Consider the following 25,597-nt stretch of genomic DNA (forward strand, 5'->3'; position numbering starts at 1 on the left):
GTAAGGGGGGGCGAATTCCAACCCTTTGATTTTATTGTTTTATTTTTAGGCAGCTCCAGCGACGGATATCTGCTGTTCTGACTTTTTTAACTATCTACGTATAGGCGTATTTTTATCAAGGGCAGATATTATGAATCTGGCCGATCTATTCCGAAGGATATGTTTCCAACAGGAATATTATTTTCATATTAAAATTTTAACATTTAAAATAGCCGAGCACATATAAATTCACTCAAGTTTTATTCTTTAGATAAAAAATAAATATGACTTAATTTCGTCTTAAAATGGAAAATCATGGATAGCGTTGTAGATAATAGCGAAGGAGGACTTTCCCCCTTCGCTATGCGGACACTCGTTTTACTTATAATCCCCACGATCAGGCCGCCCGGATGCCGGACAGGAAGCCTTCCACCTGATCCTTCATCCGGTCGGCTTGCCGGCTCAGCTCACGGGCGGCCCCCAATACCTGGGTCGCGGCCATGCCGGTTTCACCCGCTGCCTCGGTCACGTGCACGATATTGGCCGAGACCTCGCGCGTTCCCAGGGCTGCCTGCTGCACATTACGACTGATTTCCAGCGTGGTGGCATTCTGCTGTTCCACCGCCGCGGCGATCGTCGCCATGGCCTCGTTGATATCGTTGATGGTACCGGTGATGGTGCGGATGGCCCCGACGGCATCGCCGGTGACATTCTGAATGGCCTGAATCTGCTGGCCGATCTCTTCGGTGGCCTTGGCGGTCTGGGTGGCCAGGCTTTTCACTTCCGATGCCACCACGGCGAAGCCCTTGCCGGCATCGCCGGCCCTGGCGGCTTCGATGGTGGCATTCAGCGCCAGCAGGTTGGTCTGGCCGGCAATATCGGCAATCAACTGCACCACGGTGCCGATGCGCTGGGCTGCTTCCACCAGCCCCTGTACCGTGTCATTGGTGCGCGCAGCCTCGGCTGCGGCCTTGTCGCTCACCTGGCTGGAATGGGTGATCTGGCGGGAAATCTCCTGGATGGAGCCGGCCATCTCCTCCGCGGCGGCGGCCACGGTCTGCACATTGCCGGCGGTCTGTTCGGCAGCACTCGCCGTGGCGGTGGCCTGGGACCGGGTCTCCTCTGCAATGCCGGACATGCCCTGGGCCGTGCTGTCCAGCTGGCCGGTGGCGCCGCCGATGGTCTTGAGCACCACGGCGATATTGCTGTCAAAATCGGCGATCAGGGTTTCAATGGCGGCGGTGCGCTTGGCCTTGGCCGCCTGTTCGGCCGCCTGTTCGGCGGCCAGCCGGTCCGCCTCGATGGCGTTCTGGCGGAACACCTCCAGCGCTTGGGCCATGCCGCCCACCTCATCCCGGCGCTCCAGCCCCTCGATGCGGATGGAGGTGTCGCCGCCAGCCAGACGGCGCATCAGGCCAGTCATCGCATTGATGGGTTTGGCGATGCTGCCCACCAGCCCCCAACCGGCCACCAGGGCGATCAGCAGCGACAGCAGCACGCCGCCGATGGTAACCCCGGCGGCGGTGCTGAAGGCGTGTTCCAGATCATCACTGCGCCGGGCCAGCAGGGTGCGCTCCACATTCTGCACCTCTTCCACCTTGGCCCGGATCAGGTCCATCTGGCGGCGGCCGTCGGTGGCAGTGAAGGCGGCGAGGGCGGCGGCCCGGCTCTCTTCCTTCTGCATCCCCGCCAGCAGCGGTTCGGCGACAGTCCGGTTCCATTCCTCGGACGCTGCCGTGATCTCGTCCAGGCGCGTCAGCTGTGCCGGGTTATCCTGGACCAGATCGCGCAAATCCTTCAGCCGGTCCGCAAATTGCTGCTGCCCGGCGGTGTAGGGTTGCAGGTAGCTGGGATTGGCCGTCAGGGCATAACCCCGCAGGCCGGTTTCCTGGTCCACCTTTGCCGTCAGCAGGGTTCGCAGATTGCGGATGACCTCATAGGTGTGAATGGTCATCTCATTACCGCTGTGGATTGTGGCAAGTTGAGCCCGATTCACTCCACCAACGATCAGAACGGTAAGGATCAAGGCAGAAAAAGCAATAAACAGCTTTCTGCCGATGGAAAGATCATGGATTCTGGCGATCATCGACGATTCTCCGGGGTTAGAGCTGGTCTCGATCAGCGAGGTAAAAAAACAATTTGGTTTCGCAAAAGAAAAACGCACGAATTTGCGACACAATTAATAAAATTGTATCTTTCATGGGTTTTCAAATTTTTCACGAAACTGATATAACTATTTCGACCAAAGCCCGTGATCGCAAGTCAACCATTCGTCCTATACCGAGCTATATCTCTATTAGGAGTAACCCTAAAGGATGAGTTCGGTTGTGTGCGGCGCAGCATATGAATGGCGCATTTCTGCGAACTGATCGCGGACATGAGCCTCAGACGAAAGGCATAGGCATGTCGGCGAGGGGCTGAAAAAAAACAAACAGGCCGCCCGGTTGCCCGGACGGCCTGTTCATTACGTCGCACCAGCAAGCTGGATCAGCGGTTTCTTAGCGCGGGGCCAGAACCATGATCATCTGCTTGCCTTCCAGCTTCGGCATCTGTTCGACCTTGCCCAGGTCTTCCAGCGTGTCGCGAACCTTTACCAGCACATTCATGCCGATATCCTGGTGGGCCATTTCACGGCCACGGAAGCGCATGGTGACCTTCACCTTGTCGCCTTCCTCCAGGAAGCGGCGCATGGCCTTCATCTTGATGTCGTAATCATGCTCGTCGATATTCGGACGCAGCTTGATTTCCTTGACCTCAATGATCTTCTGCTTCTTGCGGGCCTCGTTGGCCTTCTTCTGCGCCTCGTACTTGTACTTGCCATAGTCGAGGATTTTGCAGACCGGCGGTTCGGCGTTCGGGCTCACCTCGACCAGGTCGAGGCCAGCTTCCTCCGCCGCGAAGAGCGCGTCACGCAGGCTGACGACGCCAACCATCTCGCCATTGGCATCGACAAGGCGCACGGAACGAACGTTGATTTCGCGATTGATGCGGGGACCGTCGCGTTGCGGTTCGCGGTCCTGAGAGGTAGGCCTGGCTATGGAAACTTCTCCTATTCACAAAGGGTGGCCCTTGCGGCCTTTGGATCGGTGAACCCGTTCCCTGCCAGAAAACCCCTGACAGGGAACGGTGCCGGACGGCAAGGGCGCACCTTGTTGGTACGCTTGGGTGGCAGATTATATCAGAACGCGGATTCGGTCGAGTCGCTGCTGGCAGGCGGCAGCGCCTCTGCCAGAAGTGTAGCAAGAGCATCGTCCAGGGCAAGGAATTCCTGCGCATTGGAGCCAAGACGCCGCACGGCAACGGTGCCTTGCTCCGCCTCGCGGGCGCCCACGACGAACATGACCGGTACCTTCTGGAGCGAATGTTCGCGGACCTTCAGGTTGATCTTTTCGTTGCGGGTATCCAGTTCCACCCGGATTCCCGCCTTCTTCAGCCGTGCTGCCACCTTTTCGGCATAGGCATCGGCGTCCGACACGATGGTGGCCACGGTCACCTGGGTGGGGGCCAGCCAGAGCGGGAACTTACCGGCATAATGTTCGATCATCATGCCGATGAAGCGTTCCAGGCTGCCCAGGATGGCCCGGTGCAGCATGACCGGGCGATGCTTGGCGCCATCCTGGCCGATATAGCTGGCATCCAGCCGTTCAGGCAGTTGGAAATCCAGCTGCAGGGTGCCGCACTGCCAGGAACGGCCGATGGCGTCGGTCAGGTGGAATTCCACCTTCGGGCCATAGAAGGCGCCTTCGCCCGGCAATTCCTCGAATGCCAGCCCATTGGCGCGCAGCGCCACGCGCAGGCTTTCTTCGGCCTTGTCCCAGGTATCATCCGTGCCCAGACGCACATCGGGGCGCAGCGCCAGCTTCACCGCGATTTTGTCGAAGCCCAGATCCTTATAAACGCCCAGCTGCAGGGCGAAATATTCCTTCGCCTCATCGCCGACCTGATCCTCGGTGCAGAAGATATGCGCGTCATCCTGGGTGAAATTGCGCACGCGCAGGATACCGTGCAGCGCGCCCGACGGCTCATTGCGGTGGCAATTGCCGAACTCGGCCATGCGCAGCGGCAGGTCGCGGTAGCTTTTCAGCCCCTGGCGAAAAATCTGCACATGGGCCGGGCAGTTCATCGGCTTCACGCCCAGGAACTTCTCCGTGCCGTCTTCCGCCACCGACTCGCGGATCTTGAACATGTTGTCGCCATACATGTCCCAGTGGCCCGACGCCTTGAACAGGCTGCTGTCATAGAGCTGCGGGGTGCGCACCTCCACATAGCCGGCCACCTTCAGCTTGGCGCGAATATATTCCTCCAGCGCCCGATAGAGCGCCCAGCCCTTCGGGTGCCAGAAGACGGAGCCTGTCGCCTCTTCCTGCACATGGAACAGGTCCATCTCGCGGCCCAGCTTGCGATGGTCGCGCTTCTCGGCCTCTTCAATCTGGTGCAGATGTTCGGCCAGTTCCTTTTCGGTGCGCCAGGCGGTGCCATAGATACGCTGCAGCATGGCGTTCTTGGCATCGCCGCGCCAATAGGCACCGGCCACCTTCATCAGCTTGAAGGCATGGCCGACCCGGCCCGTGGCGGGCAGGTGCGGGCCACGGCACAGATCGTACCATTTGCCCTGGCGATAGATGGTGATCGTCTCGGACGTCGGCAGATCTTCAATGATCTGGGCCTTGTACTTTTCCCCGATCGACTTGAAATGCTCAATCGCCTCGGCCCGGTCCCATTCTTCACGCGTGAAGGGGCGGTTTTCGTCCACGATCTCATGCATCCGCTTTTCGATCTTCACCAGATCGTCGGGCGTAAACGGCGTGTCGCGAGCGAAATCGTAATAGAAGCCGGTGGCGATGGCGGGGCCGATCGTCACCTGCGTGCCGGGATAAAGCTCCTGCACGGCTTCCGCCATGATGTGGGCGCAGTCATGCCGGATCAGGTCCAGCATGTCGGCCTCGTTCTTGTCCGTCACGATTTCGAGACGGCAATCCCCCGTCAGTGGCGTCGCCAGATCCTTCACTTCGCCATTGATCTTGACCGCAACGGCGGCCTTGGCGAGCGACTTGGCGATGGAGGCGGCCACATCGGCCCCGGTAGTTGTGCCCTGCGCATAGGTCCGCACACTGCCATCGGGCAGCGTAATGGCAACCTGGGCGCTGGAAACGGGCACTTCAGCCGAAGACATGGCTTTCCCCTAGCTTGTAAGGAGTTGCAAAAGTTGGTGAGGCGACTTTTCACCCGCCGGCCCCCGCCGGTCAAGCGCGGGAGATGGGCGAATTTCACATGGAAGCACAGGCTCTAGAGCGGATCGCCAAAAGGTGAAATCACCTTTTGGCGTGACTCTGCGCGCAGGTGGCTCCAGGTCGGGGGCACTGTCGGCCGCTACAGCAAATCCCGCAGCAGCGGCACCAGCGGGATATCGGCCGGCGGCATCGGGTAATCGCCCATGCGGGCCGGCTTCACCCAGGCCAGTTGCTGGCCTTCCAGCGGGGTGGGCGTGCCTTTCCAGACGCGCGCGGCGAAAACCGGCATCAGCAGGTGAAAGTCCGGGTAGGAATGGCTGGCAAAGGCGATGGGGGAGAGACAGCTTTCCGCTGTCTCGATCCCCAGCTCCTCCCGCAATTCCCGCACCAGGGCTGCTTCGGGTGTTTCGCCCGCATCGACCTTGCCGCCGGGAAATTCCCACAGGCCCGCCATGGACTTGCCCGGCGGGCGCTGCGCCAGCAGCACCCGCCCATCCACATCCACCAGGGCCACGGCCGCCACCAGCACGATGCGGCTGGGTCGGTGGGAAGGCGGTTCCTGCCAACAGGGCGTGTCGTTCTGGCTCACGAGCGGTAGCTGCCATTAATGTCGATATAGCCGTGGGTCAGGTCGCAGGTCCACACCGTGGCGCTGCCGGAGCCCAGGCCGATATCCACCTCGATCAGGATTTCCTGGCCCTTCATATGGGCGGCCACCGGGGCTTCATCGTAGCCCGGCACTTCCATCCCATTGGCGCAGATCTGCACGCCACCGACGGAGATCACCAGCAGGTCGCGGTCAGCCCGTTCGCCCGACCGGCCCACGGCGGCGACGATGCGGCCCCAATTGGCATCTTCCCCGGCCACGGCGGTCTTCACCAGCGGGGAATTGGCCACCGTCATGGCAATGCGCTTGGCGGCTTCGTCGCTGTCGGCCCCCTTGACGCGGAGCTCCACAAACTTGGTCGCCCCTTCGCCATCGCGGATGATCTGCTGGGCCAGATCCAGGCAGACGGCATCCAAGGCGGCCTGGAAGGCGGCAAAGCGCGGATCATCGGCGCTTTCAATCGCCCCATGCGCCGCCTTGCGGGTGGCGCACAGCACCAGCGTGTCAGAGGTGGAGGTGTCGCCATCCACGGTGATGGAATTGAAGCTGCGGTCGGTGGTGGCAGACAGCGCCGCCTGCAGCGGCGCATGGGCAATATTGGCGTCGGTGAAGACATAGGCCAGCATGGTGGCCATGTCGGGGGCAATCATGCCGCTGCCCTTGGCAAAGCCGGCCACGGTGACGGTGACGCCATCAATGGTGGCCGTGGCCGAAGCGCCCTTGGGGAAGGTGTCGGTGGTCATGATGGCGCGGGCGGCCACTTCCCAGGCCTCCCCTTCCGCCGGCACCAGCTTGGTGAAGGCTTCTGGCAAAGACTTGGCAATCAGGTCGGCCGGCATGGGCTGGCCGATGACGCCGGTGGAGGCGGGGAAGATTTCGCTGGTCTTGCAGCCAGCCAGTGCGGCGGCGGCGTCCAGCGTGGCATCCACGAACGCTTCCCCGGCCTTGCCGGTAAAGGCGTTGGAATTGCCGGCATTCACCACCAGCGCCCGCACAACCCCACCCTTCAGATGGTCGCGGCAGCGATGCACCGGGGCGCTGGCCGTCAACGAACGGGTCAGCACGGCGGCAACGCTGGACCCTTCATCCAGCACCGCCACCATCACATCATTGCGCGGCGTCTTGTATCGGATGCCGGCACGGTGCCCGGCCAGACGCAGGCCGGCGATGGGCGGCAGCGACGGGAAGGAAGCGGGGGCAAGCGGAGACACGGCCATGGCGATACTCGCGGGCTGGGCGGTTGAGACAGTCCGCGCATCAAGCCGATGTGGGGCCGGATGGTCAAGTGTGGCTTGTGTGACAGGCGCGCGCGGAGTGGCCGGGCTGTCGGCCTACCGTTCGTCCTTGGGATCGGTGGTCAGCGTCATCCGCCGATAGACGCCCTCAAAAGTGGCAACGCCAACGCAATAGGATGTGGTTTCTGCCAAAATCAAGCCATTGATTAAACGAAGGGTGACAATGCATTGCCCGCCAAAACTTCTATCAATAACTTGATTTCCCTTGATGGATTTATCGAATTCAAATTTTGACAGCCCAAATTCTGATGAGTTTATAGCCACCCCTTCAAAGTGAAGTTTTCCGTCTTTCCTCTCATCAATCACAATCGAATTCTCGGCAAGCTCCCAGCGCCCTGTCCAATCCTGCTTCCGGGTCGTTGCTGGCGGATTATCGATTTTCAGGGCCGTTCGCGGCAACCAGCCGAAAGTACCCCGCTTGGGGCCTTGGAAATAGACACAGAGCCACGCCTTTCCCGTATCATCCAGCACCACCTTGTCGCCCGGCACCAGATAGGCCTTGGCTTTGCAGCTATCGCCACCGGGGCAGCCATCCTCCACCCGCTGGAAATACAGGCGCGGCCCCTGATCGGCCTTTACGGTCCCCGCTTTCGGCGTGCTGCTGGTGGAAAGGCTGAAGTCGTCGCATTTTTCCGCCGCGGCTTCAGACGGAAGCGATATGCCCCCCAGGATGAACAAGGCGGCCCTGGCGAGGCGCAATGAACAGCGCATTCAATGTTCATCCTTGGGATCAGTCGTCAGGGCGGTGCGGTGGTAGACGCCATCAAACGAGTTGGCAGCCCCCACGCAATATTGCGTGCTATTTACCAGCAGTAATTTGGCAACCCATCGGATGGTGACGACGCACTCCCCTCCAGCACTTTTATCGACCACTTTATTGCCCTTTGGCAGGGTAAAGAATTCGAAATCTGATAGCGAAAAACTGGCCATGTGCCTGGCCCAACCCTTAAAGCGCAGATTTTCCCGATTCCGATCATCAATAAGTACTGTGTTCTCGCCCACGCGCCAGCGCCCCACCCAGTCCTGTTTCTTTGGTGCTGGCGGCTTATTATCAATGTCCAAGGCGGTGCGGGGCAACCAACCGAAGGTGCCCCGCTTTGGTCCCTGGAAATAGGCGCAAATCCAGGTTTTGCCGGTATCGTCCAGGATCACCTTGTCGCCCGGTACCAGATAGGCTTTGGCTTTGCAGGTGTCCCCGCCGGGGCAGCCATCCTCCACCCGCTGGAAATGCAGACGCGGCCCTTGGTCGGCTTTGACAGTTCCCGCTTTGGGGGTCTTGGACCAAGAAAGGCTGTGGTCGTCACACTCTGCGGCGGCGGCAGCGAACGGAAACAGCCCTGCGATCAGGATGACCAAGGCGGCCCTGGTGAGAGAGAATGAACAACGCATTCAATGTTCATCCTTGGGATCAGTCGTCAGGGCGGTGCGCCGATAAACACCAATAAAAGAGTTGCCAAGACCTGCACAGTCCATGGTGTTATTTACCAATAGTAATCCAGCCAGCCAGTAAATCTTGACCACACATGTATCACCACCACTTTTATCAATAACCTTGTTGCTGCTGGGGGATTTGTTGAATTCAAACTTTGTTAAGGAGAATTCGGCCATGCGACTTGCCCATCCTTCGAAGTGCAGCTTTGGCCCTTGCGTGTCGTCAATCAGAATTAAGTTCTCACCGACGCGCCAGCGGCCCACCCAATCCTGTTTCCTGGGTACCGGCGGCTTGTCCTCTATCGCCAGCGCGGTGCGGGGCAACCAACCGAAGGTGCCCCGCTTTGGCCCCTGGAAATAGGCGCAAATCCAGGTTTCGCCGGTATCGTCCAGGATCACCTTGTCCCCCGGAACCAGATAGGCTTTGGCTTTGCAGGTGTCCCCGCCGGGGCACCCAGCCTCCACCCGCTGGAAATGCAGACGCGGCCCTTGGTCAGCTTTGACAGTTCCGGCTTTGGGAGCCTTGGACCAAGAAAGGCTATAGTCGTCACACTCAGCGGCGGAGGCGGCGAACGGAAACAAAGCTACGATCAGGATGATCAAAGCGGCCCCGACTGCAAGGGCTGAACAGCGCATTCAATGTTCATCCTTGGGATCAGTCGTCAGGGCGGTACGCCGATAGACGCCCGAGAAGTTCGCGGCGAGGGAGCCGCATTGGTATGTGCTGGCGACAAGCAACAAGCCATTGACCCAGCGTAATGTCATGTCGCAGCCATCATAGGGTATCTTAAAGATAACCTTATTGTTCTTAGGTGAAGCCTCGAAGTCGATATCAGGCATCGAAAGACCGGTAGGTTCTACGGCACTTCCCCAGAAATACAGGGTCTTTCCCTTTCTCTCATCGATCAGGAAGGTATTGTAGCCGACCCGCCATCGGCCCACCCAATCCTGCTTCTTTGGAGTGGGGACTGTGTTGTCAATGTCCAAGGCGGTGCGGGGCAACCAGCCGAAGGTGCCCCGCTTTGGTCCCTGGAAGTAGGCGCAAATCCAGGCTTCCCCGGTGTCATCCAGCACCACCTTGTCGCCCGGTACCAGATAAGCTTTGGCTTTGCAGGTGTCCCCGCCGGGGCAGTCAGCCTCCACCCGCTGGAAATGCAGACGCGGCCCTTGGTCGGCTTTGACGGTTCCCGCTTTGGGAGTCTTGGACCAGGGGAGGTTGTGGTTGTCGCAGCTAGCGGCAGAGGCTACAGCTGGGGCAGCTAAAAAAACTAGAACGGCATATTTAAGTCTGTTTATACGCGTCGATGCGAGAAAGATTTTTTGAAAAATCATTTACAGACCTCAATCTATTTAGCCATCCTCTTTCAAATACCTTCTGGTCTGGTTTCTTTTTTATATCTTCATATACATGATTTACTCTCTGTGAGTGATTTTCGTCAAGCAAAGCCTCGATCTTACTCAAAGGAATTTCATTTATTGCTTGGATAGTTTTAGAACCGCCATTCCCATCTTCTAATAGGTTTTTTCCATTGTCAACCGCATTAACAGATTTTTGGAATAACCTCCAACCACGTCTTGGACCATGCATGACAAAGGAGTCGATTAGCGAGGAAGCTACTCCCAAGTTAGAAATTTCATTCATACGTTGTCCGTAAAAGAATTCATTTCGGTATATTTCTTTGGCTTGATCCCGCGTAATTTCTTCAGGTTTCAAGAATATACCATCCTTTCCCATGCCTCCATGAATTTCTTGATAATTTTCAAGTGTGTATTGAGTAATTCCATAATTCGTTTTACCACCACGATCATTCTTATGATCTGAATAACCCGCCTCTTTCTCAAAAATATTCTTCACCAGTTCTTCAAACATGGCTTCGCTCTTCCAATCGGGTTCCTTGAACAGCCGGCGGCCGGGGGCGAGTTTTACCGGGGGTGGCTGGTCGGGGCGGGACGGGTCGCTGCTGGTCGGGGCGGTTGTGCTGCCAGAAGGGGCGGGTGGGGTGGCGGTCTTGTTTGCTGGTTGTACCGTGGCCGCGTCTTGCCCGGCACTGGCGGGTGCCGGCTTGGGTTTCTGCGCCAGAAGTTTTTCCAGGGCCTGGATCGTCTCCCCGCCGGGGGAGAGTTTGCCGTCGACGCGCAGCTTGTTGTCCCGCTGGAACCGGCGGACATCCTGGTCCAGCGTGGTGCTGTGATAGCCGCTGGGGCCATCTTCCGGTATCACATTATGGTATCCGGCCTTGTTCAGCAGCACCTGAACCTTGGCCACATCGGGGCGCCAATTATCGCCGCCATTGCTGGCGACCTTGGCCTTCAGGCCGAACGGATTGTCGCCCAGCAAGTCTTCCACCGGCTTGCCTTCCCGCCAGGCCTGCTGAAAGGCCGGGAAGCGGGGATCGTCCGCTTCCTCCACCAGGGTGGGATGGCGCACCACATATTGTGTGCCGGCAAGGGGGGAGCCATAGACCGGCACCTTCTCCGGCTCGTCATTGAACAGGCTGCGGTAATCGACGGGCGGCGGGGCCGGATCGGCCGCAGGCGGGGTGTCAGCCTCCTCCTCATCATCAGCAAGGAACCCCTCCACATTGCGATCGACAAAATCCTTCACGTCGCGGAACGTGGAGGAAAGGCGGTTGAAAAGGTTGAAGGATTCGGACATCGGCTCGCTCCATAGGGGCGTGCGCCGTCGCCGGATCGGCTGATCCGTCGGCACCACGCAGCGGGTTGTGGAAAAGAAAAAGCCCGGTCCGCTGGGAGCGGCCGGGCATGGTTGGGGTATTTATTCCTATAGACTGGCAAACGATCCTGTTGTCGTCAATCCTTTATCAGCGGGCAGCCGTTGTTTTTACCACCGGGTGGAGTCCCCCCCCCCCCTTAAACCCCCGCGCCGACGCTGACATAGCTGGAGATACCCCGGATATGTTCATCCACCGCCAGCCGGTGGGACAGGGGCGGGAAGGCCCGCTGGGTGCAGTCCAGCCTTGGGCAGACGCGGCAATTCACCCCCACTGGGGTGGCCGCGTCCAGGTTGGACAGTTCCAGCCCGTCGGCATAGACAAGCTGGCCGGCATGGGCGATGTCACAGCCAATGGCGATGGCGAAATGCCGGGCCGGCTGTTTCCAGCCGCCGCCGGGTTTGGAGACACTGCGCACGATGGAGAGATAGGCGCTGCCATCGGGCATCCGGGCGATCTGGGTTTGCATCTGCCCCGGCTGGCGGAAGGCATCATGGATGTTCCAGCGCGGGCAGGCCCCGCCAAACCGGGCGAAATGGAAGCCGGGGGCCGCACTGAACCGTTTCGACATATTGCCCGCCTGATCGGTGCGGGCAAAGAAGAACGGCACCCCCTTGGCGCCGGGCCGTTGCAGGGAGGTCAGGCGCTGGCACACCTGTTCATAAGAGGCCACGAAACGCCGTTGCAGGATTTCGATATCATACCGCACCTCCCGCGCTGCCGTCAGGAACCGTCCATAGGGCATCATCAGGGCAGAGGCGAAGTAATTGGCCAGACTGACCCGGGCCAGCCGGCGCGATTCTTCATGCCCGAAGGCCCCGCGCCCGCTGGCTGCCTCCAGTGCCGCCCCCTGGCTCAGCAGGGCCGTCTGCGCCGCCAGGTGGAAGATGCGGCCGGCCGGGTCCAGCATTTCGGAAATCAGCACCCGCTTGGAATGCCGGTCATAACGGCAGACGGCCCCGCCCATCACCGGCTGCGGCATCAGCCGCACCCGCACGCCCAGCCGCTTTTCCAGATAGGCCGACAGGCTGCCCTGTAAATTGCCGCTATCCAGATCGGCACTGATCCACATTTCCTCCGCCGCTTCCTCCAGCTCGGGGAAATGGTTCTGTTCGGCCTGGAAGAACTCCGATACTTCTTCCTGTGGGAAGGCTTGCGCCCCCATCACCTGCAGCTTGTCGCGGTCGGCCACCTTCTCCGCCAAGCCGCCCAGATCCTCCCGCGCCTCCCGATAGGCGCGGTAGAGCGCCACCACCGCCTGGCCCAGCGTCGGCGCCACGGCGGCGAATTCCTTCATGTCCTGGGTTTTGATGTCACCCGCCTCGAACAGCGGATCGGCGAAGACTTCGCGCAGGGAGGCGACCAGCCGCGTCTCGTCATCCTCGGCAAAGCTGGCCATGTCGATGCCATAGACAGAGGCGATTTTCAGCAGCAGCGGCACGGTCAGCGGCCGCTGGTTCGCCTCAATCAGGTTCAGATAGCTGGGGGAGACGCCAATCTCCTCCGCCATCTGCGCCTGCGTCATTTTCAGGTCACGGCGCAGCCGGCGGACCTTGTGGCCCAGCATCGCCTTCTTTTCAGACATGGCCCTGTCCCTTAAGCGCAGAAGTGCCGCTTCACCTTGTCAATTTACAAGATTTACAACATCACAGCAACCAGCGTTACAAGCTGTGACAGCAACACTATTTTACGAAATGCAGCATATTGAACATTTTATTTCGCGGCGTCATTCTCCCCTCATCAACGTTGCACCGCACAAGCACACGGGTGCAGCGCCCCTAAAATAGAAGCCAGAGACAAGGCTTCGATCTTCGAGGAGTGACACCATGGCCCCGCTGGATAATCCTTCTTCTGCCATCGACCTGAGCGCCATCCACGCCAAGCGCTATGAGGGGATCAAGCGCGACTATACGGCGGAAGATGTGCGGCGTCTGGCCGGTTCGGTGAAGATCGAATATACGCTGGCCGAAATGGGCGCCCGCCGCCTGTGGGAATTGCTGCACACCCGCCCCTATGTTCATACGCTGGGCGCCTTCACCGGCAATCAGGCCCTGCAGCACGTCAAGGCCGGCCTGGAAGCGATTTACCTGTCCGGCTGGCAGGTGGCGGCCGATGCCAATCTGGCCGGCCAGATGTACCCCGATCAGTCGCTCTATCCCGCCAATTCCGTGCCGGCCGTGGTGAAGCGCATCAACAATGCCTTCCAGCGCGCCGACCAGATCCAGACGGCGGAAGGCAAGGGCGATACCTACTGGTTCGCGCCGATCATCGCCGATGCCGAGGCCGGTTTCGGTGGCCCGCTGAACGCCTTTGAGCTGATGAAGGGCATGATTGAGGCCGGTGCGGCCGCCGTGCATTTCGAGGATCAGCTGGCATCGGAGAAGAAGTGCGGCCATCTGGGCGGCAAGGTGCTGATCCCGATCCAGCAATTCATCCGTACCCTGAATGCCGGCCGTCTGGCCGCCGATGTCTGCGGCACCAGCACCCTGGTGGTGGCCCGCACCGATGCGGAAAGCGCCCAGCTGATCACGTCCGATGTGGATGAACGCGACCATCCCTTCATCGACCGCAATGACCGCACGCCGGAAGGCTTCTTCCGTATCAAGAAGGGGGTGGGGGTGGATTACTGCATCGCCCGTGCCCTGGAATATGCCCCCTATTCCGACCTGATGTGGTGGGAAACCAGCAAGCCGAACCTGGACGATGCCCGCCGCTTCGCCGAGGCCGTGCACAAGAAGTTCCCCGGCAAGATGCTGGCCTATAATTGCTCGCCCTCCTTCAACTGGAAGGCCAACCTGGACGATACGACCATCGCCAAGTATCAGGCCGAACTGGGCGCCATGGGCTACAAGTACCAGTTCGTCACGCTGGCCGGCTTCCACAGCCTCAACCTCGCCACCTTCGAGCTGGCCAAGGGCTACAAGGAACGCGGCATGGCGGCCTATTCGGAAATGCAGCAGCGTGAATTCGCTGCCGTCGAACAGGGCTTCACCGCGGTGAAGCACCAGCGCGAAGTCGGCACCGGATACTTTGATGCCGTGGCCGTGGCCATCTCTGGCGGTACTTCTTCCACCACTGCCATGAAGGACAGCACCGAGACCGATCAGTTCCATTGATCGGGACGGCCCAGAACCTGATCGGCGTCTGCACCGGCTGAACGGGCGGACGCCCCCGGGATAGGGGAGGCTGCATTCCCCCATCCCCTGGCCCCCTGTCGGGACCAATCCTACCCCCTTCGCGCTGGATGGGAGGGGGGCAGGATACCGGATGGCCGGCGCGATGGATCGCCGATACCACCGGGCCTGATATGGGGCACCCTTCCTGCTCTTGTTTGCTTCTCTGCTTTCTCCGTAGCAATGCTGACGGCGCCGCTCCTTTTGCGACAGGGGGCGGCGCCGCTTTTTATTTGGCAGCGTGCAACGGCCCTGCGACTATCAGGGACATGGATGATTTCCTGCCTCAACCGGACCAATTGGCCCCGTGGCTGCAATCCATGGGGCGCCTGCTGGATGGGCCGTCGTCGGTCTTCTGGTGGCCCGGTCTGTTGATCGCAGGGCTGGCTGCCTTGCTGTTATGGCGCCAGTGGCGGGATCAGGGAACATGGCGGGATTATCTGCGCCATCTGCCGCTGGATGCCGGCTGCTTTCTGGTCAATTCCACCCTGCCTTTCCTGCTGGCCCCCTTTTTCTTCTGGCTGAGCGTTAAGGGCAGCCATCTGGGGATTGCCCTGACATCTGGCATTCATGGCGGCTGGGATACGCAGCCCGGCTGGCCGGCCCTGGCGGCCTGTGCGGCTTTCGCCTTCGTGGCGGGGGATTTCGCGCTGTACTGGACGCACCGCGCCTTTCACCATTTCCCACCGCTCTGGCGGGCGCACCGGCTGCACCATGCCCCGCCGGTGCTGACGCCGCTGACCGCCTTCCGCTTCTGGCCTTGGGAACAGGCGGTGCATATGTCCGCCAATATGGGCGCACAGGGCCTGGGCCTGGGGCTGGCGGTCGGGCTGTTCGGCGGGGCGGTGACGCCGCTGACCGTGCTGGGCGTCAATGTCTTCTCGCTGGCCTGGAGCCTGGGGTTCGTCCATCTGCGCCACAGCCCGGTGCCGCTGCGCTATCCGCGCTGGTTGTCCTTCATTCTGGTGTCGCCGCATATGCACCAGCTGCACCATTCCGATGCGGAAGAACATCGTGACCGCAACTTTGCCACGGTGTTTTCCCTGTGGGACTGGCTGTTCGGCACGCTGGCCCTGACAGAACAGGGCCAGCGCTTCCGGTTCGGGCTGGCGCGCGACCCGATCGGGAATTATCGCCCGAGGGGGTGGCGATGATCAGGGTAGTTTCAGCGGCGTGTGCGGCGACAGTTCCAGCCGCCGCTCCGCCCGGCAGCTGCCGCTGGCCAGCTGCCGGTTCAGCACGGCATTGATGGCGCGCAGGATCTGCGCCCGGTCGATGATGCGCAGCAACCCGTCGGCGCTGAAACGCAGGTTGAATTCCGGCCCCGCCTTGCGCAGCAGGGCGGCCGGGTCGGGGCCGCTGCATTCCATCAGCACCAGGGTCGGCGCGTCTGTCCCCTGCCGCACCAGGGCCAGGGGCAGATAGGCATAGCGCTCCGCATCCTCATCCTTCAGGGCGGCGGGCAGGCGGGTGCGGCTGTCCAGCCGTTGCAGGCCCTCGCCGGTCAGGCGCACCTGGGCCAGATACAGTGCCCGTGCCTCACCCCCCGGCACGGATAGGCGCGACAGGTCGGCGTCGGCAATGCGGGCGAAGGCGACGGAGCCGACGCGGCCACCGGCACCCGACACCACATAGCGGCTGCCGATGCGCATCGTCTCTTCCCGCACTGTCAGCGTATCGCCCAGCCCGCTGGGCATATCGCGTGAAAAGACGCCATGGGGCAGCGCCTCCCCCGTGGGCAGCAGCGGCGTGGCGCTCTGCCCCAGCAGACAGCCGCCCAGCGGCAGGCAGGCGGCCATCACCGCCAGGGTACGGGCCAAACCCTGCCGGATCATTCGCCTCATCGCGTCCGCCAGGTACGGTTGGGGCCGGTATCGATATGGGTATGGCCGGTGGACGGATAATAGGCGGAACCGCCGCGCTGCATGGTCTTGGCGATTTCGCCCAAGGCCGGGCCGGGCAGCAGCGGCACGCGGAAATCCATGGCCTTTCCCTGCAGGTGATAGCTTTCGCGAGCCGCATTGCCATTCACCTTCACCAGATCGGCATTGGTGCCGGCGGAACGGAACCCGTCCGTCACCTCCACCACTGTGGTGGGGGGCAGGCCGGTGCGCATCAGCAGGTCGAACAGAAAATCCATCAGCAGCGGGTCGATGGGCCGTTCCTCGCCCGTGCGCCGGTCACGCAGCAAATGGCTGATCTTGACCATGGCATCCCGGTCGTAATCACCACTATGGAAATAGATCACGTCCACCATCTCCTTTGACCGTGGATAGGTCAACACCACGCGCCGCACATCGGGCAGCGGCGGCAGCTCCATTTCCGGTTCCGGCGGCGGTTGCGGCGGCCGGCTGGCGCAGCCGGCCAGGGCCAAGGCGGCGGCGGTCAGCAGAAGGAACAACAGGTGACGGCAGGAAAAGGGCAAGGGTGGGCTCCGGCGACGACAGTAAGGGGCAAAGGGCGGGCAAGGACGGATCAGGGGGCGAGACGGTAGCCGCCCCCTTCGGTCAGCAGCAGGGCAGGGGCGGCGGCATCCGCCTCCATCTTGCGGCGCAATCGGTAAATGTGCGTTTCCAGCGTATGGGTGCTGATCCCCTGGCGATAGCCCCAGACCTGTTCCAGCAGGGTTTCGCGCGCGACCACCGCCCCCGCCGCCTCATGCAGCAGGCGCAGCAGGGCGGCTTCCTTGTCCGTCAGCCGGATCTTGCCGCCATCCGCCGGCCGGACCAGCAGCTTGTCATCGGCATGGAACTGATAGGGGCCCAGCGGCAGGGGCGGCGGGCGGGTCACCGCTGTTGGCGGGCGCAGCAGCGCTTCCAGCCGGCCCAGCAGGGTGCCCAGCCGAAAAGGCTTGGCGATATGGTCATTGGCAGCGGCGACCGTCTTGCCGCCCAGCAGGATGATGGGGCAGGTGATGCCCTGGCCCCGCCAGAGGGTGCACAGGCTGGCCCCGTCGCCATCCGGCAGGGTGCCGGCCAGCAGGATGGCGGTGAAGGGGCCGCTGCCGGACAACAGCGCCGCCGTGGCTTCGGCCGCCGTTGCCGCCTCCACCACCCGCATGTCGCGCAGCAGCAACTGCTCCGCGACGGACTGGCGCAGCGGCAGGTCGTCATCGACCAGAAGGATCAGCGGGCCGGTCATGCGTTGGGGCGGGCAGGGGGAACCGGTGCGATTGATAGCATGGATGGGGGCGGCGTATCAGCGCCGCGCGAAAATATCCATATGCCCTACGCTCAGCCCCGATATGCCATCGCGGGCCATCGCCTGCCGGCGCTGCTGCCATTCCCCGATGCGACCGGCGGCGGCGGGTTCCATCTCCGTGGCGGCCTTGGCGTGGAAATCCAGCAGGGCCAGATGGGCGGCCAGCCGCTTTTCCCCGATGGCCCAGTCCGATTTTCCCTGTTCCACCTTATAGCCGACACGGCTCAGCGCCTTGGCCAAAGCGGCGGGGGCGGCGGGCCCCAGGGCGGGGCCGAACCCCTTGTCCTTGCCCATATGGGCGTGAAACCGCTCCAGCACGAAATCATCATCCGGGTCGGGCGTGGAAAACGCGACGCGCCCATCTACCATCAGTGTGAACAGCAGCGGCGGATAGCCCGCCACCGCCAGTTCATCGGCAAAGCTTTCCACCCAGGGGGCGGAGACCAGATCGAACAGGGCGTTGGCGGTGATGCCATCATACTGGTTCAGCCCCAGATCGGTCAGGTTGCGGGCAATGTCGCAGCTCCGCATCTCCACCCGGATGCCCATATCCTCGCAGCTGATATGATAGGCGCGGCGCTGTTCCTTAAGGGTCCAGCCATTGCGCTCCGCCCAATGCTGCATCTCCCCCGGCGCCTTGGCCAGCAGCTTGCGGTCCTTTTCAATCAGGGTCCAATCCTGCTGCGCCCGGCCCAGCTTCAGGGCCAGCTGGCGAACATTATTGCCGGTGCCGGACCCCAGATCGATCAACATCGGTTCGGCCGGCAGTACGCGGCCGAACCCCCAGGCGAAGGCGGCGACACGCGCCACCTCATCCAGGGGGTCGCGCAGGCGCAGCCAGTCGGCATCAAATTCATTGCTCATGCAATCCGCTCGATCTCCGGGTTGCTGGCCAGGCTCTGGGCCAGGGCAGACCGGATGATGCTGACTGTATCGTCCCAGTTTGGCAAGCCGGCACCGGCAGCCTTTGCTGCCTCGGCCGCCCGCCCCCGCGCGTTGCCGTCGGCGATCAGCGGTTCCAGCGCGCGGGCCAGCGCCCCGGCATCACCCGGCGGCACCAGTCCGCCCGCTGTCGGCGGTACGAATTCCGCCAGCGCGCCCACCTGGCTGACCACGGTTGGCAGGCCCCGGGCCAGCGCCTCGGCCGCCACCATGCCATAGCCTTCATGGAAGGTGGGCAGCACGAAAATATCGGCCCCGCGCCACTGTGCCTCCAGCGCTTCGGCGGCCAGTTCGCCTGCCAACTCCACCCGCTCGGCAATGCCGCGTTCGGCCATGGCTTCCCGCAGAGTCGCCTCATGGCCGGGATGCCGCTCCGCCCCCACCAGCACCAGCCGCCAGGGCAGATGGCGCAGGCGGGACAAAGCCTCCACCAGCACCAGATGGCCCTTGCGCGGGGTCAGGCTGGCCACGCAGAGCAGAACAGGGGTTTCCCCGCCGCTGCCGGTGCTGGGGCTGGCGGGGTCGGTGCCCGGATTGGCGATGGTGATGCGCTTTTCCGGCACATCCAGGGCCATGACATCGGCTGCCGTGGCCTGGCTGGGCACGATGACACGGCGGACATAGGCCAGCGTGTCGCGTTCCAGCCGGCGCAGCAGGGCCGATTCCTCCACATCCAGCCCGGCTTCCAGATGCAGCGGGTGATGCACCAGGGCGGTCATGCGCAGGCGATAGCGGTCCACCCACAGGGCATGGGCGGCCACGGGCAGGGCCAGCCCATCCACCAGCACCACCGATCCGTCGGGGATCATGCTCATGATCTGGTCGGCATTGCTGCGCGACCGTTCATCCACGAACGGGTGCGGCCCGGGCAGTTCATGCACCTGCACCTCCTCCCCGCGCGCGATCAGCCCGTCGCGGATGCGGCGCAGGAAGCCATAGCCGCCGGTCAACTGGTTGATGGCACCGGGGGAGATAATATGGACGGGAACAGCAATACGCCGGTTCATGCGACATCTCCCGCGACCGGTGCCTCAAAGGCGGCCCAGGCCGTATGTGATTCATGCAAACTGATCTTCAGGCTGGCCACCTGTTGCCCATCCGCCCCCAAGGCACCTGCCCGGATGCCGTCCGACAGACGGCGATGGATTTCCCCGGCCAGGAATTCCGTGGTGGTGTTGCGGCCCGCCAGTTCCGGCACGTCATCCAGATTGCGGTAATTCAGCGGGGCCAACACCTGCTTCAACAGGTCGGCGGCCTGTCCGATATCCACTACCAGCCCGTCGGCTGACAGGGCGGGGCGGCGGAATTCGGCGTCAACGACAAAGGTGGCGCCATGCAACTGCTGCGCTGGGCCGAAAATAGCCCCCTTGAAACTGTGGGCGATCATGATGTGATCGCGGACGGTCAGGGAATACATGCGGCTTCCTGTAAATCCACGGGTGGATAACATACGACCGGGCAACCGGGTGGCATCCCCCGACCATCGGCCAATGCCGCCATGGCCGCCGGCAGGTCGGCAAAGGGGATTTCCGTTTCCAGAAGCCTGTCCAGCGCCGGATCGTCAAGCAGTTGCAGCGCCTTGTCCAGTCTTCGCGCGAAATTCCAGCGCGGACGCTGGTTGTTGGCAACCATACCGACCTGTGAGGAAATAATACGCAATCTGGAAGGGTGAAAATGCCCGCCCAGCGCGATGGTCACCGGCCGGTCACCATACCAGGAGGCTTCCACCAGCGTGGCCTCCGTTCCGGCCAGGGCGATGGCGGTGGAAAGCCCCTCGCCGCTGGCGCTGCAATGGATCACCAGATCGCAGCTTCGGGCCAGCGCGCCGCATTCACCGGCCAGGACGAATCCGGCCCCCAGATGCCGCGCCAGATCGGCGCGGGTGGGGTCGATATCCACCAAGGTCAGTTCCACCCCTGGCAGCCTTGCCGCCAGCCGCGCTACCAGACAGCCGACCAGCCCGGCCCCGACAATGGCAATGCGCTGGCCGGGGCCGGCCCCGCCATCCCACAGGATGTTCAGCGCCGTTTCCATATTGGCGGCCAGCACGGCGCGGCGTGCCGGCACGCCATCAGGGATCAGCCGGCAGGTGGCTTCATCGATCAGGCAGAGATCCTGATGGGGATGAAGCGCGAAGACCCGCCGGCCGATCAGCGCCTCTGGCCCTGCCTCCACCTGCCCTACCAGGGCATAGCCATATTTTACCGGACCGGGAAAGCCGCCTTCCTGCATCGGGCAGGCCATGCTGTCGGCCAGGTCCAAGGGCACGCCGCCGCGGAAAACCAGGCTTTCAGTCCCCCGGCTGATGCCGCTGTACAGCGTGCGCACCAGCAGCTGATCGGGGCTGCGGGGCGGCAGTTCCTGGCGGCAGATGGCGCCACGGCCGGGCGACAGCACCCAGAAGGCTTGGGCGGTAATGGGCATGGTTGGTTATATACTCCCTGCTTCGTGAAAGGGGCCGGGTGGTGAAGCCATAACATGGATCGGCGATGTTCCGATGGGAAACCCCTTGTCAAATCGCCCAAACCGCCAACTTTTCCTGCATGACCTTGACCAGCCCCGGCCTGTTGCACGGCCCTGCCGACCTTTCGCCTGATTGTGCCGCCCGGTTGCCGGGGCTGCGGCTGCAACTGACCTTGCATCTGCTGCTGGCCTGGCCGCTGGTGGCGCTGGCCGGGGCGGTGCTGGCCCGCTGGCTGGGCCTGCCCGGCTGGTATGCCGCCAGCGCCGCCCTGTGTTTCCTGCCGGTGGCCGGCCTCTCCTGGCTGGACCTGCGCCAGCACACCATCCATCAACGCTGGGGGGCGGCCAACCGCATCACCCTGTTGCGTGGTGGCTTGATCGCCCTGGTCGGCGGGGCGCTGCCGCTGGCCCCGGTGCTGGACAGGGACCAGTCCTGGGGTGTGGCGGTGATTGCCATCACCGCCCTGCTGCTGGATGGGGTGGATGGTTGGGTGGCGCGCCGGCGGGGGCTGGCCAGCCCCTATGGCGCGCGGTTCGACATGGAACTGGATGCGCTGCTGATCCTGCTGCTCTGTCTGCTGCTGGCCCTGTCGGGGGAGGTGGGGGCCTGGGTGCTGGGTCTGGGGTTGCTGCGGCCGGGCTTCATCCTGGCGGGCAAGCTGTGGCCCCGGCTGGCGGTCCCCCTGCCGCCCAGCCAGCGGCGGCGGGTCATCTGTGTGGTGCAGGTGGTGACCCTGGCGGCCGCCGCCACGCCATGGATCGAAACGCCGCTGACCAGCGTTGCCACCGGTGCAGCCTTTGCCCTTTTGCTTTTCTCCTTCGCGGCCGATACGGTTTGGTTGATACACCACGGCCGCCGCGCCGATGGATTTGAATAATGGATCGCATGGTTCTGGAACTCGCCCCCGAAGACATCACCCAGTCGCCTGATCGCATTGCGCAGCGGCGGGTGGATCGTGCCCTGTCCGATCTGCGGCGGGGGGAACCGGTGCTGGTGCTGGGCGGTGGCGCTGCCCCCGGCCTGCTGGTGATGGCGGCGGAGGCGGTGAGCACCGATGCGCTGAACCGGCTGGCGGCGATGGCCGGCGGCGCGCCGGCCCTGCTGGTCAGTGGTCAGCGTGGCCGGGCGCTGGGGTTGGATGTGGCGGTTGACCGGCCGGTGCTGCTGGCCCCGCCCGCCGGGCTGACGGCCGATCTGGCCCGCGATCTGGCCGACCCCACCCGCCCGCGTCCGCGCTGGCCCGCCCCGGCCGATCTGGCCCAGCGCGCCGCCGTGCGCAGCCTGGACAGCGGCGATGGGGCAGAGGCGGCGGCCATCATGCTGGCCAAGCTGGCCCGTCTGCTGCCGGCCACGGTGGTGGCCCCCCTGCCGACCGCCCGCGGGGGCGACGCCGGGGCCTTTGCCCGCCGGCATGACCTGTTGTCGGCCGAGGCGGCGGATATTCTGGATTATCAGCGCCGGTCCGCCCGGTCGTTGGCGCGCGTGGCCGATGCCGCCGTGCCGCTGGAAGATGCCGAACGCACGCGGCTGGTCGCCTTCCGGCCCAGCGATGGCGGGCCGGAACATCTGGCCATCATCATCGGCGATCCGACGCCGGGCCAGCCGGTGCTGGCGCGGCTGCATTCGGAATGTTTCACCGGCGATCTGCTGGGCTCCCTGCGCTGCGATTGCGGCCCGCAATTGCGCGGCGCCATCCGGGAGGTCTCGCAGGCCGGCAGCGGCATTGTACTCTATCTGGCCCAGGAAGGGCGCGGCATCGGCCTGATGAACAAGCTGCGCGCCTATCGCCTGCAGGATGGCGGGCTGGATACGGTGGATGCCAATACGGTCCTGGGCTTCGATGCCGATGAACGGGTCTATCTGCCCGCCGCCAGCATGTTGAAACAGCTGGGCTTCCCCCAGGTGCGGCTGATGACCAACAACCCGGACAAGATCGCCCAGCTGACCCGCTGGGGCGTGGAAGTGACGGAGCGGGTGCCGCACATCTTCCCCAGCAATGGCCATAACGAGGCCTATCTGAAGACCAAGGCGGAAAAATCCGGCCATCTGTTCTGATGAAGCTGCCCGGCAAAAACCGCCGGGCAGCAGAAGCTTCCCCGCCAAACCATTGATTCCATTACGGCACCCCTTGGCATGATCCCTGCATGATTGCGGGTGAAACCAGGGGGAACGCCCATGCCGCCGAGCAGCATCCATATGGATCATATCCGCGCCACGCAGCAGGCGATGCGTGCGGAATCTGCCGGCACCCCCACCCCGCAAAAGGCGGACAGCAAGGAAGAGGGCATGTCGTTCTGGGATGTGCTGGATGTGGTGAACCCGCTGCAGCATATCCCCATCGTCAACAAGATCTATCAGGCCGTGACCGGCGACACCATCAAGACCCCGGCCAAACTGGCCGGCAGTGCCCTGTTTTTCGGCCCGATCGGGCTGGCCGTCGCCGCCGCTGATGCGGTGGTGGAGAAGGAGACGGGCAAGGACACGCTGGATAATGTGGCCAGTATGGTGGGCCTTGGCGACAAGCCGCAGGATGAAGGCAGCGTCATCGTCACCGACGATCCGGTGACGGTCACCATCACCCACCCGCGCCCGCAAAAGGCGGAAGCGGTGGCCGAACAGCCGCAAAAGGCGGCCGCTCTGCCGGTGCAGGAACTGACGGATGGGCAGGCCGCCGCGCTGGAACGGCTGATGGCCGCCAGCCAGGGCACTCCCGGCACCCCCACCCCCGCCGCCAGCAAGCCCGCCCAGGTGCCGGCCCAGGCTTTGGGGGGCATCGGCAATGCCCAGCAATTGAAGGATCTGCAGAGCCTGCCGGGCGCTTCCGCTGCCGCCACGGCCGCTTCCGGTCTGGGGGCGTCCGCCGCTGTGGCCAGCCTGCCGACACCGGGGGCGGGCGTGGGCAGCAATGCCGTGGCCGCCCTGGCGCAGCAGGATCAGCAGCCGGCCGCCGTCAGCAGCGGCAGCGCTGGCCACCGCAAGAATGGCCCCGCCCAGGGCATGACCCTGGCCGATTACCGCGCCAATGCCGTGCAGACCGGCAGCATGGGTCTGAAGCCGCTGATCCCCTCCACCGCGGCCCAGCTGGTGCAGCAGCACGGCGGGATGCCCGGTGCGCGCGCCGTTTTGACCACACAGGCACCGGCTGCAGCCCGTAGCCCGGCGCCGGCACCCACCGCCGCAACCCCGGTGCCCGCCCAGGCCACCCCGCCGGCCGAAGCCGCGGCGCCGGCCGATCAGGCCGCCGCCGCTTCGGCCCCGCCGTCGAAGGAACGTCTGGCGGAGCTGATGTTGATGGGCATTACCAAGTACCAGCAGCAACAAGCCCATGCCGCCAGCGCTGCCAGCGCCGCCGCCAACAGCAATGGCAGCCCGGCGGCGCGCAAGGCGGGGAATGAGTAAGACCAACGGTCATCATTCATGACCGTTGGTACGGCGGCGACCGCCGCCGCGCCGCTCATGCGGCGTAGCTAAGCCAGCGGAGGCTGGCGCCGGCGATTGAGGGGCACGAAAGCGTGACCTTTGGTCATGATTTCGTGCCGCTGGTATAAGCCTTCGTTAGCTGCGCGTGGCGGCGAATCGGGCTTCCATGGCGTCCCACAGCACGGATTCCAGGGCCGATCCGTTCAGGCGGTTGATTTCCTGAATGCCGGTGGGGCTGGTGACGTTGATCTCCGTCAGATAATCGCCGATCACGTCGATACCGACAAAGATCAGCCCCTGCGCGCGCAGCGTCGGGCCGATGGCCTCGCAAATCTCCTGCTCGCGCTTGGTCAGTTCCGTCTTGCCGGCGCTGCCGCCGGCATGGAAATTGGCCCGTGCCTCGCCTTCCTGCGGGATGCGGGAGACGGCACCGGCCGGCTTGCCATCGATCAGGATGATGCGCTTATCGCCCTGGCGGATTTCCGGCAGATATTTCTGCACGATCACCGGTTCGCGGTAGAGCTGGGTGAAGGTCTCCAGCAGGGCGCCCAGATTCTCATCTTCCGGCTTCAGGTGGAACACGCCGGCCCCGCCATTGCCGAACAGTGGCTTGACGATGATGTCCTTCCATTCCGCCCGCGCGGCCAGAACCTCTTCCTTGGAAGAGGTGATGACGGTGGGGGGCATCAGGTCCGGGAAATGGGTGACGAACAGCTTTTCCGGCGCATTGCGCACGGCGGCCGGGTCATTCACCACCAGCGTCTTGGGGTGGATATGTTCCAGCAGATGGGTGGCGGTGATGTAGGCCATGTCAAACGGCGGGTCCTGGCGCATCAGCACCAGATCCATGGTCGACAGCTCGATGATTTCCGAGGCGCCCAGGGTGAAATGGTCTCCCTTCTGCCGGCGCACCTGCACGGGCGCCACGCGGGCAAACAGCTTGTTGCCGCGCAGCGCCAGATCACGCGGATGGTAATGCCACAGGGCATGGCCGCGCCGCTGCGCTTCCAGCGCCATCATGAAGGTGCTGTCAGTATCGATATTGATGGACTGGATCGGGTCCATCTGGATGGCGACCTTCAGGGTCATCGCTGTCACTCCGGCGGGCAGGCGGGAAAATCA

The 25,597-nt window shown here is 63.0% G+C and carries 24 protein-coding genes; 5 read left to right on the forward strand and 19 right to left on the reverse strand.

From position 1 onward, the window contains the following. Positions 1-376 precede the first annotated feature (376 nt). The 11 genes from PCJ49_RS19830 to PCJ49_RS19880 all read right to left on the reverse strand — a co-directional run bounded on the left by PCJ49_RS19830 (position 377) and on the right by PCJ49_RS19880 (position 12,860). Entirely contained in the window at positions 377-1,933 is a 1,557-nt protein-coding gene (locus tag PCJ49_RS19830; RefSeq protein WP_269912458.1) for a CHASE3 domain-containing protein, read from the reverse strand. 544 nt (positions 1,934-2,477) lie between these two features. Then, positions 2,478-3,017 (reverse strand): translation initiation factor IF-3, encoded by a 540-nt coding sequence (infC, locus tag PCJ49_RS19835; RefSeq protein WP_269912571.1) that lies wholly within the window; start codon positions 3,015-3,017, stop codon positions 2,478-2,480. A 140-nt stretch (positions 3,018-3,157) separates the two neighbouring features. Then, positions 3,158-5,152: a threonine--tRNA ligase gene (thrS, locus tag PCJ49_RS19840; protein WP_269912459.1), complete on the reverse strand. Its 1,995-nt coding sequence runs from the start codon at positions 5,150-5,152 to the stop codon at positions 3,158-3,160. Between the two features lie 197 nt (positions 5,153-5,349). Then, a complete protein-coding gene (locus PCJ49_RS19845) occupies positions 5,350-5,799 on the reverse strand; it encodes a (deoxy)nucleoside triphosphate pyrophosphohydrolase (RefSeq protein WP_269912460.1) in 450 nt (149 codons plus the stop codon). Beyond that, positions 5,796-7,040: a bifunctional glutamate N-acetyltransferase/amino-acid acetyltransferase ArgJ gene (gene argJ / locus PCJ49_RS19850; RefSeq protein WP_269912572.1), complete on the reverse strand. Its 1,245-nt coding sequence runs from the start codon at positions 7,038-7,040 to the stop codon at positions 5,796-5,798. The genes PCJ49_RS19845 and argJ overlap by 4 nt, the downstream gene beginning before the upstream one ends. Positions 7,041-7,148: 108 nt before the next feature. After that, on the reverse strand, positions 7,149-7,823 hold the full coding sequence (locus PCJ49_RS19855; RefSeq protein ID WP_269912461.1) for a hypothetical protein: 675 nt from the start codon (positions 7,821-7,823) through the stop codon (positions 7,149-7,151). Beyond that, on the reverse strand, positions 7,824-8,501 hold the full coding sequence (locus PCJ49_RS19860; RefSeq protein WP_269912462.1) for a hypothetical protein: 678 nt from the start codon (positions 8,499-8,501) through the stop codon (positions 7,824-7,826). Further along, complete coding sequence (locus PCJ49_RS19865; RefSeq protein WP_269912463.1) at positions 8,502-9,179, reverse strand: hypothetical protein; 678 nt, start codon at positions 9,177-9,179, stop codon at positions 8,502-8,504. Beyond that, positions 9,180-9,875, reverse strand: coding sequence for a hypothetical protein (locus PCJ49_RS19870; RefSeq protein WP_269912464.1), 696 nt, complete (start codon positions 9,873-9,875; stop codon positions 9,180-9,182). It abuts the gene before it with no gap. Then, positions 9,826-11,199 carry a glycosyl hydrolase 108 family protein gene (locus PCJ49_RS19875; protein ID WP_269912465.1) on the reverse strand — a complete coding sequence of 458 codons (1,374 nt, stop codon included), beginning with the start codon at positions 11,197-11,199 and terminating at the stop codon, positions 9,826-9,828. The genes PCJ49_RS19870 and PCJ49_RS19875 overlap by 50 nt, the downstream gene beginning before the upstream one ends. A 215-nt stretch (positions 11,200-11,414) precedes the next feature. Continuing rightward, positions 11,415-12,860, reverse strand: coding sequence for a short-chain fatty acyl-CoA regulator family protein (locus tag PCJ49_RS19880; RefSeq protein ID WP_269912466.1), 1,446 nt, complete (start codon positions 12,858-12,860; stop codon positions 11,415-11,417). A 241-nt stretch (positions 12,861-13,101) separates the two neighbouring features. Between PCJ49_RS19880 and aceA the strand changes: the two genes are divergently transcribed. Beyond that, complete coding sequence (aceA, locus tag PCJ49_RS19885) at positions 13,102-14,391, forward strand: isocitrate lyase (RefSeq protein ID WP_089288598.1); 1,290 nt, start codon at positions 13,102-13,104, stop codon at positions 14,389-14,391. Positions 14,392-14,717: 326 nt separating this feature from the next. Continuing rightward, entirely contained in the window at positions 14,718-15,602 is an 885-nt protein-coding gene (locus tag PCJ49_RS19890) for a sterol desaturase family protein (protein WP_269912467.1), read from the forward strand. On the opposite strand, the gene PCJ49_RS19895 is transcribed toward PCJ49_RS19890, so the two are convergent. Genes PCJ49_RS19895 through PCJ49_RS19925 form a run of 7 tightly spaced genes read right to left on the reverse strand, consistent with a single transcriptional unit; the run spans position 15,603 to position 21,015 of the window. Beyond that, positions 15,603-16,292, reverse strand: a complete 690-nt coding sequence (locus tag PCJ49_RS19895; RefSeq protein ID WP_269912468.1) for a hypothetical protein — start codon at positions 16,290-16,292, stop codon at positions 15,603-15,605. Next, positions 16,289-16,873 (reverse strand): DUF882 domain-containing protein, encoded by a 585-nt coding sequence (locus tag PCJ49_RS19900; RefSeq protein WP_269912469.1) that lies wholly within the window; start codon positions 16,871-16,873, stop codon positions 16,289-16,291. Before PCJ49_RS19900 ends, PCJ49_RS19895 begins: the two co-directional genes overlap by 4 nt. A gap of 50 nt (positions 16,874-16,923) precedes the next feature. Beyond that, complete coding sequence (locus PCJ49_RS19905; protein WP_269912470.1) at positions 16,924-17,589, reverse strand: response regulator transcription factor; 666 nt, start codon at positions 17,587-17,589, stop codon at positions 16,924-16,926. A gap of 57 nt (positions 17,590-17,646) precedes the next feature. Beyond that, on the reverse strand, positions 17,647-18,513 hold the full coding sequence (locus tag PCJ49_RS19910) for a class I SAM-dependent methyltransferase (RefSeq protein WP_269912471.1): 867 nt from the start codon (positions 18,511-18,513) through the stop codon (positions 17,647-17,649). Further along, positions 18,510-19,598, reverse strand: a complete 1,089-nt coding sequence (locus tag PCJ49_RS19915; RefSeq protein WP_269912472.1) for a glycosyltransferase family 4 protein — start codon at positions 19,596-19,598, stop codon at positions 18,510-18,512. The genes PCJ49_RS19910 and PCJ49_RS19915 overlap by 4 nt, the downstream gene beginning before the upstream one ends. Next, entirely contained in the window at positions 19,595-20,008 is a 414-nt protein-coding gene (locus PCJ49_RS19920) for a 6-carboxytetrahydropterin synthase (protein WP_269912473.1), read from the reverse strand. Before PCJ49_RS19920 ends, PCJ49_RS19915 begins: the two co-directional genes overlap by 4 nt. Continuing rightward, positions 19,996-21,015 (reverse strand): zinc-binding alcohol dehydrogenase, encoded by a 1,020-nt coding sequence (locus tag PCJ49_RS19925; protein ID WP_269912474.1) that lies wholly within the window; start codon positions 21,013-21,015, stop codon positions 19,996-19,998. Before PCJ49_RS19925 ends, PCJ49_RS19920 begins: the two co-directional genes overlap by 13 nt. A gap of 119 nt (positions 21,016-21,134) precedes the next feature. On the opposite strand from PCJ49_RS19925, the gene PCJ49_RS19930 reads away from it, so the two are divergent. The 3 genes from PCJ49_RS19930 (at position 21,135) to PCJ49_RS19940 (ending at position 24,454) form a co-directional block, all read left to right on the forward strand. Next, complete coding sequence (locus PCJ49_RS19930; RefSeq protein ID WP_269912475.1) at positions 21,135-21,932, forward strand: CDP-alcohol phosphatidyltransferase family protein; 798 nt, start codon at positions 21,135-21,137, stop codon at positions 21,930-21,932. Continuing rightward, complete coding sequence (ribA, locus tag PCJ49_RS19935) at positions 21,932-23,110, forward strand: GTP cyclohydrolase II (protein WP_269912476.1); 1,179 nt, start codon at positions 21,932-21,934, stop codon at positions 23,108-23,110. Before PCJ49_RS19930 ends, ribA begins: the two co-directional genes overlap by 1 nt. A 120-nt stretch (positions 23,111-23,230) precedes the next feature. Further along, positions 23,231-24,454, forward strand: coding sequence for a hypothetical protein (locus PCJ49_RS19940; protein ID WP_269912477.1), 1,224 nt, complete (start codon positions 23,231-23,233; stop codon positions 24,452-24,454). Positions 24,455-24,610: 156 nt separating this feature from the next. Here the strand turns inward: PCJ49_RS19940 and gshB are convergent, their stop codons facing one another. Continuing rightward, positions 24,611-25,564, reverse strand: coding sequence for a glutathione synthase (gene gshB / locus PCJ49_RS19945; protein WP_089288623.1), 954 nt, complete (start codon positions 25,562-25,564; stop codon positions 24,611-24,613). Between the last annotated feature and the right edge of the window lie 33 nt (positions 25,565-25,597).

This window comes from Niveispirillum sp. BGYR6, assembly GCF_027568365.1.
In the GTDB taxonomy this organism is placed as follows: Bacteria; Pseudomonadota; Alphaproteobacteria; order Azospirillales; family Azospirillaceae; genus Niveispirillum.

Bases quoted from the DNA above. Each gene is read 5' to 3' on its own strand.
- PCJ49_RS19830 (WP_269912458.1), bottom strand. From the start codon at position 1,933: ATGACCATTCACACCTATGAGGTCATCCGCAATCTGCGAACCCTGCTG.
- PCJ49_RS19865 (WP_269912463.1), bottom strand. From the start codon at position 9,179: ATGCGCTGTTCAGCCCTTGCAGTCGGGGCCGCTTTGATCATCCTGATC.
- gshB (WP_089288623.1), bottom strand. From the start codon at position 25,564: ATGACCCTGAAGGTCGCCATCCAGATGGACCCGATCCAGTCCATCAAT.
- aceA (WP_089288598.1), top strand. From the start codon at position 13,102: ATGGCCCCGCTGGATAATCCTTCTTCTGCCATCGACCTGAGCGCCATC.
- PCJ49_RS19920 (WP_269912473.1), bottom strand. From the start codon at position 20,008: ATGTATTCCCTGACCGTCCGCGATCACATCATGATCGCCCACAGTTTC.
- PCJ49_RS19925 (WP_269912474.1), bottom strand. From the start codon at position 21,015: ATGCCCATTACCGCCCAAGCCTTCTGGGTGCTGTCGCCCGGCCGTGGC.
- PCJ49_RS19915 (WP_269912472.1), bottom strand. From the start codon at position 19,598: ATGAACCGGCGTATTGCTGTTCCCGTCCATATTATCTCCCCCGGTGCC.
- ribA (WP_269912476.1), top strand. From the start codon at position 21,932: ATGGATCGCATGGTTCTGGAACTCGCCCCCGAAGACATCACCCAGTCG.
- PCJ49_RS19870 (WP_269912464.1), bottom strand. From the start codon at position 9,875: ATGATTTTTCAAAAAATCTTTCTCGCATCGACGCGTATAAACAGACTT.
- PCJ49_RS19875 (WP_269912465.1), bottom strand. From the start codon at position 11,199: ATGTCCGAATCCTTCAACCTTTTCAACCGCCTTTCCTCCACGTTCCGC.
- PCJ49_RS19930 (WP_269912475.1), top strand. From the start codon at position 21,135: ATGACCTTGACCAGCCCCGGCCTGTTGCACGGCCCTGCCGACCTTTCG.
- PCJ49_RS19905 (WP_269912470.1), bottom strand. From the start codon at position 17,589: ATGACCGGCCCGCTGATCCTTCTGGTCGATGACGACCTGCCGCTGCGC.
- thrS (WP_269912459.1), bottom strand. From the start codon at position 5,152: ATGTCTTCGGCTGAAGTGCCCGTTTCCAGCGCCCAGGTTGCCATTACG.
- PCJ49_RS19895 (WP_269912468.1), bottom strand. From the start codon at position 16,292: ATGAGGCGAATGATCCGGCAGGGTTTGGCCCGTACCCTGGCGGTGATG.
- PCJ49_RS19855 (WP_269912461.1), bottom strand. From the start codon at position 7,823: ATGCGCTGTTCATTGCGCCTCGCCAGGGCCGCCTTGTTCATCCTGGGG.
- PCJ49_RS19910 (WP_269912471.1), bottom strand. From the start codon at position 18,513: ATGAGCAATGAATTTGATGCCGACTGGCTGCGCCTGCGCGACCCCCTG.
- PCJ49_RS19880 (WP_269912466.1), bottom strand. From the start codon at position 12,860: ATGTCTGAAAAGAAGGCGATGCTGGGCCACAAGGTCCGCCGGCTGCGC.
- PCJ49_RS19940 (WP_269912477.1), top strand. From the start codon at position 23,231: ATGCCGCCGAGCAGCATCCATATGGATCATATCCGCGCCACGCAGCAG.
- PCJ49_RS19860 (WP_269912462.1), bottom strand. From the start codon at position 8,501: ATGCGTTGTTCATTCTCTCTCACCAGGGCCGCCTTGGTCATCCTGATC.
- PCJ49_RS19890 (WP_269912467.1), top strand. From the start codon at position 14,718: ATGGATGATTTCCTGCCTCAACCGGACCAATTGGCCCCGTGGCTGCAA.